Annotated in this window: 8 protein-coding genes; 7 read left to right on the forward strand and 1 reads right to left on the reverse strand. The window is 65.3% G+C overall.

All coding sequences use genetic code 11. From position 1 onward, the window contains the following. The first annotated feature begins 5 nt into the window (after positions 1–5). The 6 genes from cas7e to AB0H61_RS15035 all read left to right on the forward strand — a co-directional run bounded on the left by cas7e (position 6) and on the right by AB0H61_RS15035 (position 5,205). Positions 6–1,130 (forward strand): type I-E CRISPR-associated protein Cas7/Cse4/CasC, encoded by a 1,125-nt coding sequence (gene cas7e, locus AB0H61_RS15010; protein WP_357303949.1) that lies wholly within the window; start codon positions 6–8, stop codon positions 1,128–1,130. After that, positions 1,127–1,834, forward strand: coding sequence for a type I-E CRISPR-associated protein Cas5/CasD (gene cas5e / locus AB0H61_RS15015; protein ID WP_357303894.1), 708 nt, complete (start codon positions 1,127–1,129; stop codon positions 1,832–1,834). Before cas7e ends, cas5e begins: the two co-directional genes overlap by 4 nt. Next, positions 1,834–2,520 carry a type I-E CRISPR-associated protein Cas6/Cse3/CasE gene (gene cas6e / locus AB0H61_RS15020; RefSeq protein ID WP_357303897.1) on the forward strand — a complete coding sequence of 229 codons (687 nt, stop codon included), beginning with the start codon at positions 1,834–1,836 and terminating at the stop codon, positions 2,518–2,520. The genes cas5e and cas6e overlap by 1 nt, the downstream gene beginning before the upstream one ends. After that, positions 2,517–3,479 (forward strand): type I-E CRISPR-associated endonuclease Cas1e, encoded by a 963-nt coding sequence (cas1e, locus tag AB0H61_RS15025; RefSeq protein WP_357303900.1) that lies wholly within the window; start codon positions 2,517–2,519, stop codon positions 3,477–3,479. The genes cas6e and cas1e overlap by 4 nt, the downstream gene beginning before the upstream one ends. Next, complete coding sequence (cas2e, locus tag AB0H61_RS15030) at positions 3,473–3,847, forward strand: type I-E CRISPR-associated endoribonuclease Cas2e (RefSeq protein WP_357303902.1); 375 nt, start codon at positions 3,473–3,475, stop codon at positions 3,845–3,847. The genes cas1e and cas2e overlap by 7 nt, the downstream gene beginning before the upstream one ends. A gap of 1,067 nt (positions 3,848–4,914) precedes the next feature. Then, positions 4,915–5,205 carry a hypothetical protein gene (locus tag AB0H61_RS15035; RefSeq protein WP_357303905.1) on the forward strand — a complete coding sequence of 97 codons (291 nt, stop codon included), beginning with the start codon at positions 4,915–4,917 and terminating at the stop codon, positions 5,203–5,205. A 175-nt stretch (positions 5,206–5,380) separates the two neighbouring features. On the opposite strand, the gene AB0H61_RS15040 is transcribed toward AB0H61_RS15035, so the two are convergent. Beyond that, positions 5,381–5,674 (reverse strand): hypothetical protein, encoded by a 294-nt coding sequence (locus tag AB0H61_RS15040; protein WP_357303908.1) that lies wholly within the window; start codon positions 5,672–5,674, stop codon positions 5,381–5,383. Between the two features lie 86 nt (positions 5,675–5,760). Between AB0H61_RS15040 and AB0H61_RS15045 the strand changes: the two genes are divergently transcribed. Beyond that, positions 5,761–6,306 (forward strand): DUF4279 domain-containing protein, encoded by a 546-nt coding sequence (locus AB0H61_RS15045; RefSeq protein ID WP_357303910.1) that lies wholly within the window; start codon positions 5,761–5,763, stop codon positions 6,304–6,306. The last annotated feature ends 89 nt before the right edge of the window (positions 6,307–6,395 follow it).

Below are 6,395 nucleotides of genomic sequence, written 5' to 3' on the forward strand. Positions count from 1 at the left end.
CCCGCATGTTCGTCGACGTCCACATCCTGCAGACCGTCCCCCCGTCCAACATCAACCGCGACGACACCGGCAGCCCCAAGACCGCGGTCTACGGTGGCGTGCGTCGCGCGAGGGTGTCGAGCCAGGCCTGGAAACGCGCCACCCGCAAGATGTTTGGTGAACTGGTCGATCCGGCGACCCTGGGCGTGCGCACCAAAAGGGTTGTGGAGCTGGTCGCCGAACGCATCGGCACGGCCGTGGAGGACCCGGCCGCCGCTGCAGCAAAGGTGATCGCGGACGCTGGCATCAAACTCGAGAAACCGACCGCGAAGAAGAAGGGCAAGGAAGAGGGCGCTGCCGACCCCGTCGATCTGCTCGAACAGTCCAAGTATCTGCTGTTTTTGAGTGCGGCGCAGATCGATCGGCTCGCGCAGTTGGCGATCGAGACCGCCACGACCGGGGTGTCGGACAAGGCGAAGGCCAAAGCTGCCGCCAACGGCGCCGACAGCATCGACTTCGCCCTGTTCGGTCGCATGGTGGCCGACTCCGCGGACCTCAACGTCGACGCCGCCGCCCAGGTCGCCCACGCATTGAGTGTGCACTCGGTCAACAACGAGTTCGACTACTTCACCGCTGTCGACGATCGCGCACCCGAAGACAACGCCGGCGCCGGGATGATCGGCGTGGTCGAGTTCAACTCCTCCACCCTGTACCGGTACGCCACCGTCAATGTCGGACTGCTCGCAAAGAATCTCGGCGACGCCGAAGCGACCGCGGTCGCGGTCGCGAACTTCCTGACCGCGTTCGTGCGAAGCATGCCCACCGGTAAACAGAACACCTTCGCCAACCGCACCCTGCCCGACGCGGTCGTGATCAGTGTGCGCACCGATCAGCCGGTGAACCTGGTTACCGCGTTCGAGTCACCGGTCGACGCCTTGGGCACCGCCAGATCAGCAGGCGCGGCCAAGCAGCTGCTGGAACGCTACCGCGCCCTCGAATCCGCATACGGCACCAGCGAAGCAACCAACTATGTCGTCGTCGCCGCTAACGGACTCGAGGTCCTCTCCGAACTGGCCGCTCCTGCATCGTTGAGTTCCGTGGTCGACCGGGTCGCTGCTCAGGTGCGTGACGCACTCGGCGTGGCATCGTGAGCGTTCTGCTGCTCAAACTCGCTGCGCCCCTGCAGTCCTGGGGTGTGGCGAGCAGGTTCACCCGCCGCGAAACCCAGCAGTACCCGTCCAAAAGCGGGGTGCTGGGCCTGATTTGCGCCGCCAAGGGCCGACGCCGCAGCGACCCGATCGAAGACGAACTGATTCGACTCGGATTCGGGGTCCGCATCGACCAGCAGGGCACACTCGTGCGCGACTTCCAGGTCGCGCTCAGCCTCGACGGCCGCGAAAGCTACCCTCTGTCCTACCGCTACTACCTCGCCGACGCGGTATTCGTGGCCGCGATCCACGGCGACCGTCAGCTCCTGGAAGGGATCCGGGACGCGTTGCGGGCCCCCACCTTCCCGCTCTACCTCGGCCGCCGATCCTGCCCGGTCACCGAACCACTGGCCATCGGCGACATCACCGACCAGACCTTGCCCGACGCGTTGTCCGGCACCCCGTGGCAGGCCTCATCCTGGTATCGCAAACGGCAACCCGCCAGGGTGCACCTGCCGATCTACCGCGACCTGCTGCCCGGAGACCCCGACGAAGCCCTGCAAGAACGCGTCCGCGACGTGCCCGTGGCCTTCGATCCCGAACGCCGCGAATACGGGTGGCGTTGCGTGGTCACCGGCGCGGTCGAGATCACCAACCCCGACGGCACCAAACGCCACGACCCGTTCGCCCCGCTGGGAGGCGCCTGATGTACCTGTCGCGAATTCCGCTCAATCCCGCGCGCAAAGGCACCCGCCTGTTCGTCACCTCAGCCCAGATCACCCACGCCGCGGTGATGACTTCCTTCCCTCCCACCGACCACATCGACGACGCCGATTCGACCGGGAACGGTCGAGTCCTGTGGCGAATCGATCGCGCCGAGAACACCATTCACCTCTACGTCGTCTCACCGACGCGGCCGGACTTCACCCACGTCGTCGAGCAAGCCGGCTGGCCGACCACCACTACGTGGGCAACCCGCGACTACCGGGACCTGCTCGACGGCCTCGCCACCGGACAGCAGTGGCACTTCCGGCTCACCGCCAATCCGGTGCGCCGCGCCATGGATCGTGCACGCAACGACCCGACCGAACGCGGCCGTACCACCGGCCTCGACTCCAACGGCCAACTGCAATGGTTGCAGCGCAAAGCCGCCGATCACGGATTCGAGCTCGGACAGTGCGTCAGCGGTGACAGCAAAGAACCCGACGTCATCATCACCGACCGCAGATCGGTCAGCTTCCAACGCCACTCCCACACGGTGTCGTTGTCGACAGCCACGTTCGAAGGCACCCTGCGGGTCACCGACCCGCAGCGGCTGCGTGGCGCTCTCGTCGGTGGGATCGGCCGCGCAAAAGGATACGGCTGCGGGCTGCTCACCCTGGCGCCGACGTGAAAGACATCCCCGGCGCGCGGCCGCCGCGGATCGGTGAACTCGTCCGGGCACGGGATCGCCTGTCGTTCATCTACATCGAACGCGCCACAGTGCACCGCGATGCCAACGCGATCACCTCGACCGACGAACGCGGAGTCGTCCACATCCCGGCCGCCGCCATCGGCGCCCTGCTGCTCGGCCCCGGCACCCGCGTCACCCACCAGGCGATGATGCTGCTCGCCGAAAGCGGATCCACCGTCGTCTGGGTGGGGGAGCGCGGAGTGCGCTACTACGCGCACGGCCGGTCCCTGGCGCGGAGCTCACGCCTGCTCGAAGCGCAAGCAGCAGCCGTGTCGAACCAGACCACCCGGCTGCGGGTCGCCCGGCAGATGTATGAGATGAGGTTTCCCGGTGAGGACGTCACCGGACTGACCATGCAGCAGCTGCGTGGACGTGAGGGCGCCCGCGTCCGCCGCGTCTACCGCGAGCACGCCGAGCGCACCGGAATCGAGTGGCAACGCCGCGACTACAACCCGAACGACTTCGCCGCCTCCGATCTGGTCAACCAAGCCCTCTCGGCAGCGACCACCTGCCTGTACGGAGTCGCACACGCGGTCATCGTTGCTCTGGGCTGCTCACCGGGACTGGGATTCGTCCACACAGGTCACGAGCGGTCATTCGTCTTCGATCTGGCTGACTTGTACAAGGCCGAGTATGCGATCCCGGCCGCGTTCGACGCCGCAGCCACCGTCGAAGCCGAAGGCGGTGACGACATCGGGGGAGTCACCCGTCGCGCTGTCCGCGACGCGGTGCACGCCGGAAACCTGTTGGCACGCTGCTGCTCCGACATCTACACCCTGCTCCTGCCCGACAGCCACGGCGATGCCGAGGAATGGGACGGCGACGTCGTGGAACTGTGGGACCGCAAAGGCAACCTCGCGGCCGGCATCTCCTACACCGACGAGGACCCGCCGTGGTAGTGCTCGTTCTCACCGCCTGCCCGGCTGGGCTCCGCGGGCACCTCACCCGTTGGTTCCTCGAAATCAGCCCCGGCGTGTTCGTCGGGGTCGTCAGCGCCCGCGTGCGAGACCTCGCCTGGCAGAGGGTAATCGAGCTCTGCAAAGACGGCCGCGCCATCATGATCCACACCACCCGCGGCGAACAACGCCTCGCGTTCCAAACCCATCGCCATGACTGGGAACCGATCGACATCGACGGAATCCACCTCATGCTCCGACCGCACACCAGCGACGCCAAAACCGGTGGAGCGCGACCGGGTTGGAGCAAAGCCAGCCGATACCGGCGCGCACACCAGAGCAGACGGTCACAACCGGGCGCAGCCGATTGACCTCGTCGGGGCAAGCTGGGTGCGGGTCCATCTCCGAGCCGTGTTGCACATGACGTGGTGGGCGGGCCTGCCGACCTACGTTTACGAGCTTGCCGCCACGACGGAGTCCGAACAGGACGTCCAGTTCCTTTAGATCGATTGTGCTGCAACATGTTTGCGCGTCTGCGGATTGCGGGCTCTCTCTTGTGGCCTACTCTTTCAATTCCTGCTGTGGCATTAGCCGGGACTGCCTGCATGTTTGGTTCCCCGCGCGGGCGGGGATGGGCCCATGCATGCCTCAACGTCGTTGCACGGTCGTCGCCCCGCAAAGGTGTCGGGCCGCTCTCCGGGATTTGGTCGACTTGAGGCAGCATGGTGCTGGCATGATGGCGAGGGTGGTGTCCTCATGAGGAAATGACTACACGCGCGATGGCAATGGCTACTTGCGTCCAGCGCGGATGGGCTGTGATGTGGGAGAAGCGCCGCCGGTTCGTCTTCCTTGCTTACGGGCGAACTCGCGGTGCGCGGAGGGAGGCAAGCCCAATCGTGGTTTCAGCACTCGCACGGGAATGAGCCTGGACCTTGTCGGTCGGGGTGCCACCCGATGTCAAAGTGCCAGGCGGTCAAGGGCGACGTGGGATCGATCGATGAGCGGGAGATTGGTTGAAAGTGAATGAAGATCGGGTACTCGCTCAGTAAACGTCCAGGTCAATTAGTGCTCCCCGCGCGAGCGGGGATGAGCCCCTGACATCAGCATCATGGGCGGCTGGGACCAGGTGCTCCCCGCGCGAGCGGGGATGAGCCCCGGTAGTTCTTGACGGCGACCCCGTTAACGAGGTGCTCCCCGCGCGAGCGGGGATGAGCCCGCCCTGGGAGTCCGTGCGCGAATGCGGGCTCCATTAGGCCTCCCCGTCGCCGCGCCATCAACACTTTGCCGCGCCGACCGAAAACACCCGGTCCTAGCCACATACCGCGCTGTGAGAACCGGCCAATCCGGCCGGTCGAACAGGTCCTCGCAGCCGATTCCATGCTTCTGCCTGGTGTCAGGGTCGAGGCTGCGGGCATCCATGCTGCTGGACAATGTCCCCATGGCAGATACTCCGCAGTTCATCGATGGCGCACACGTCCTGGCGGCTGCGAACATTCTCCGTATCGAACCGACCGGGAAGACGCGGCACTACGTCGGCCGGCGCATCGTCGATGACTTCGCGGGACTGGCGATCGCGCGGTACGACGCTGACCCTGGCGTATACCTGTTCTACTGTGATGCCGAGTGGAACGCGATCACCGACAGCTACCACGAAGAGCTCGGCGGAGCGTACGAACAGGCTGAATTCGAGTTCGGTCCAGTCGAATTCATCGAACCGCCGCACACGTGAACCACACCCGCATCGGCTTGCCGAGCGTTCGCTTGGCATCGACCGGCGCGTTGTTCGGCGGTCCGGTGCGTGCCGAGACAACCGCTACCGCCGAAGTGGCAGGACGATGTGGACTCTCCTGCCGCTGACCGCGGCGGCTAACCCAGCCAGCGGAGGCCTGCCATACGCTTGATCGTCAGGCGTCCGGTAGGTCGCCGAGCAGGTCGATCGGTACGTCGAATACGCCCATATCCCAATGGAGTTCGATCGCGGCCACCCGCCGGTCGGTGTCGATGTGCGCGATGTCGCAGCCGAGCTCCAGCGTGACGGGGTAGGCAGCGTCATACGTCAGCCGGTCCTCGCAGTCGAGTACCGGGGCCTTTTCGACCAGACGGACGGTGCTGTCGTCGGCTTGTCGGAACTCGATCTCGACGAACCCGGGGAAAGAGTCATCGGCCCATCGAACCACTTCGGCCTTCAGATACGTCATCGTGTGAACGATCTTCCCACGATGACGCATCGGCCGCAGGGGCACGAACTACCGAGCAGGGCTTTCACCAACCTGTGGGCGGGTAATTGGCTCGTTGGGCTGGTCGCGTGTGTGGTGGGATCTACGGCGTGAAAATCAGCCAGTACTGCTACTTCTCGGTGAGGAGTACCTCGCTGTCGGCTGCGGAGATGACCGCCCGGCTGGGGATGCAGCCGGACGAGGTGCTTGTCATGGGCAGCCGGTCGCCGGAACGTGTACTTCCGCGGTTCCATGCGTGGAAGATTGTTTGCCGTAGCGACGAGAGCGTCGACGACCAGATTCGGCATCTGGTGGATCGGCTGGAACCGATTCGTGCCGAGCTGGTCTCGTTGTCCGCCGACGATGTCAGCTCGGTGATGCAGGTCGTGCGCCATTTCGGTGATCCCAATGGCGTCGAGGCCGTGCCCGAAGGCACTGCATGGGATCGGGCGCAGGACTGGCCTCGGCCGCTGGGATGGCACTTATCGCTACCTGTGCTGGACTTCCTGTTGGCGACTCGAACTGAGCTCGATGTCGATGAATACGATTTGGTCGACGACGGGGACGGCAGGGAGCCGTACCCTGTGAGTGGAGCGGTCCCGGTCACTCCGTGAGCTAACGACGGCGCCGCCTGACACCGCGCGCGGCGATCCCGTCGAGCAGCATGCGCAGCCCCTGATCGAAATCATCTTCGACGGATGTG

This window comes from Nocardia sp. NPDC050710 (assembly GCF_040654375.1).
Taxonomy (GTDB): Bacteria; Actinomycetota; Actinomycetes; order Mycobacteriales; family Mycobacteriaceae; genus Nocardia.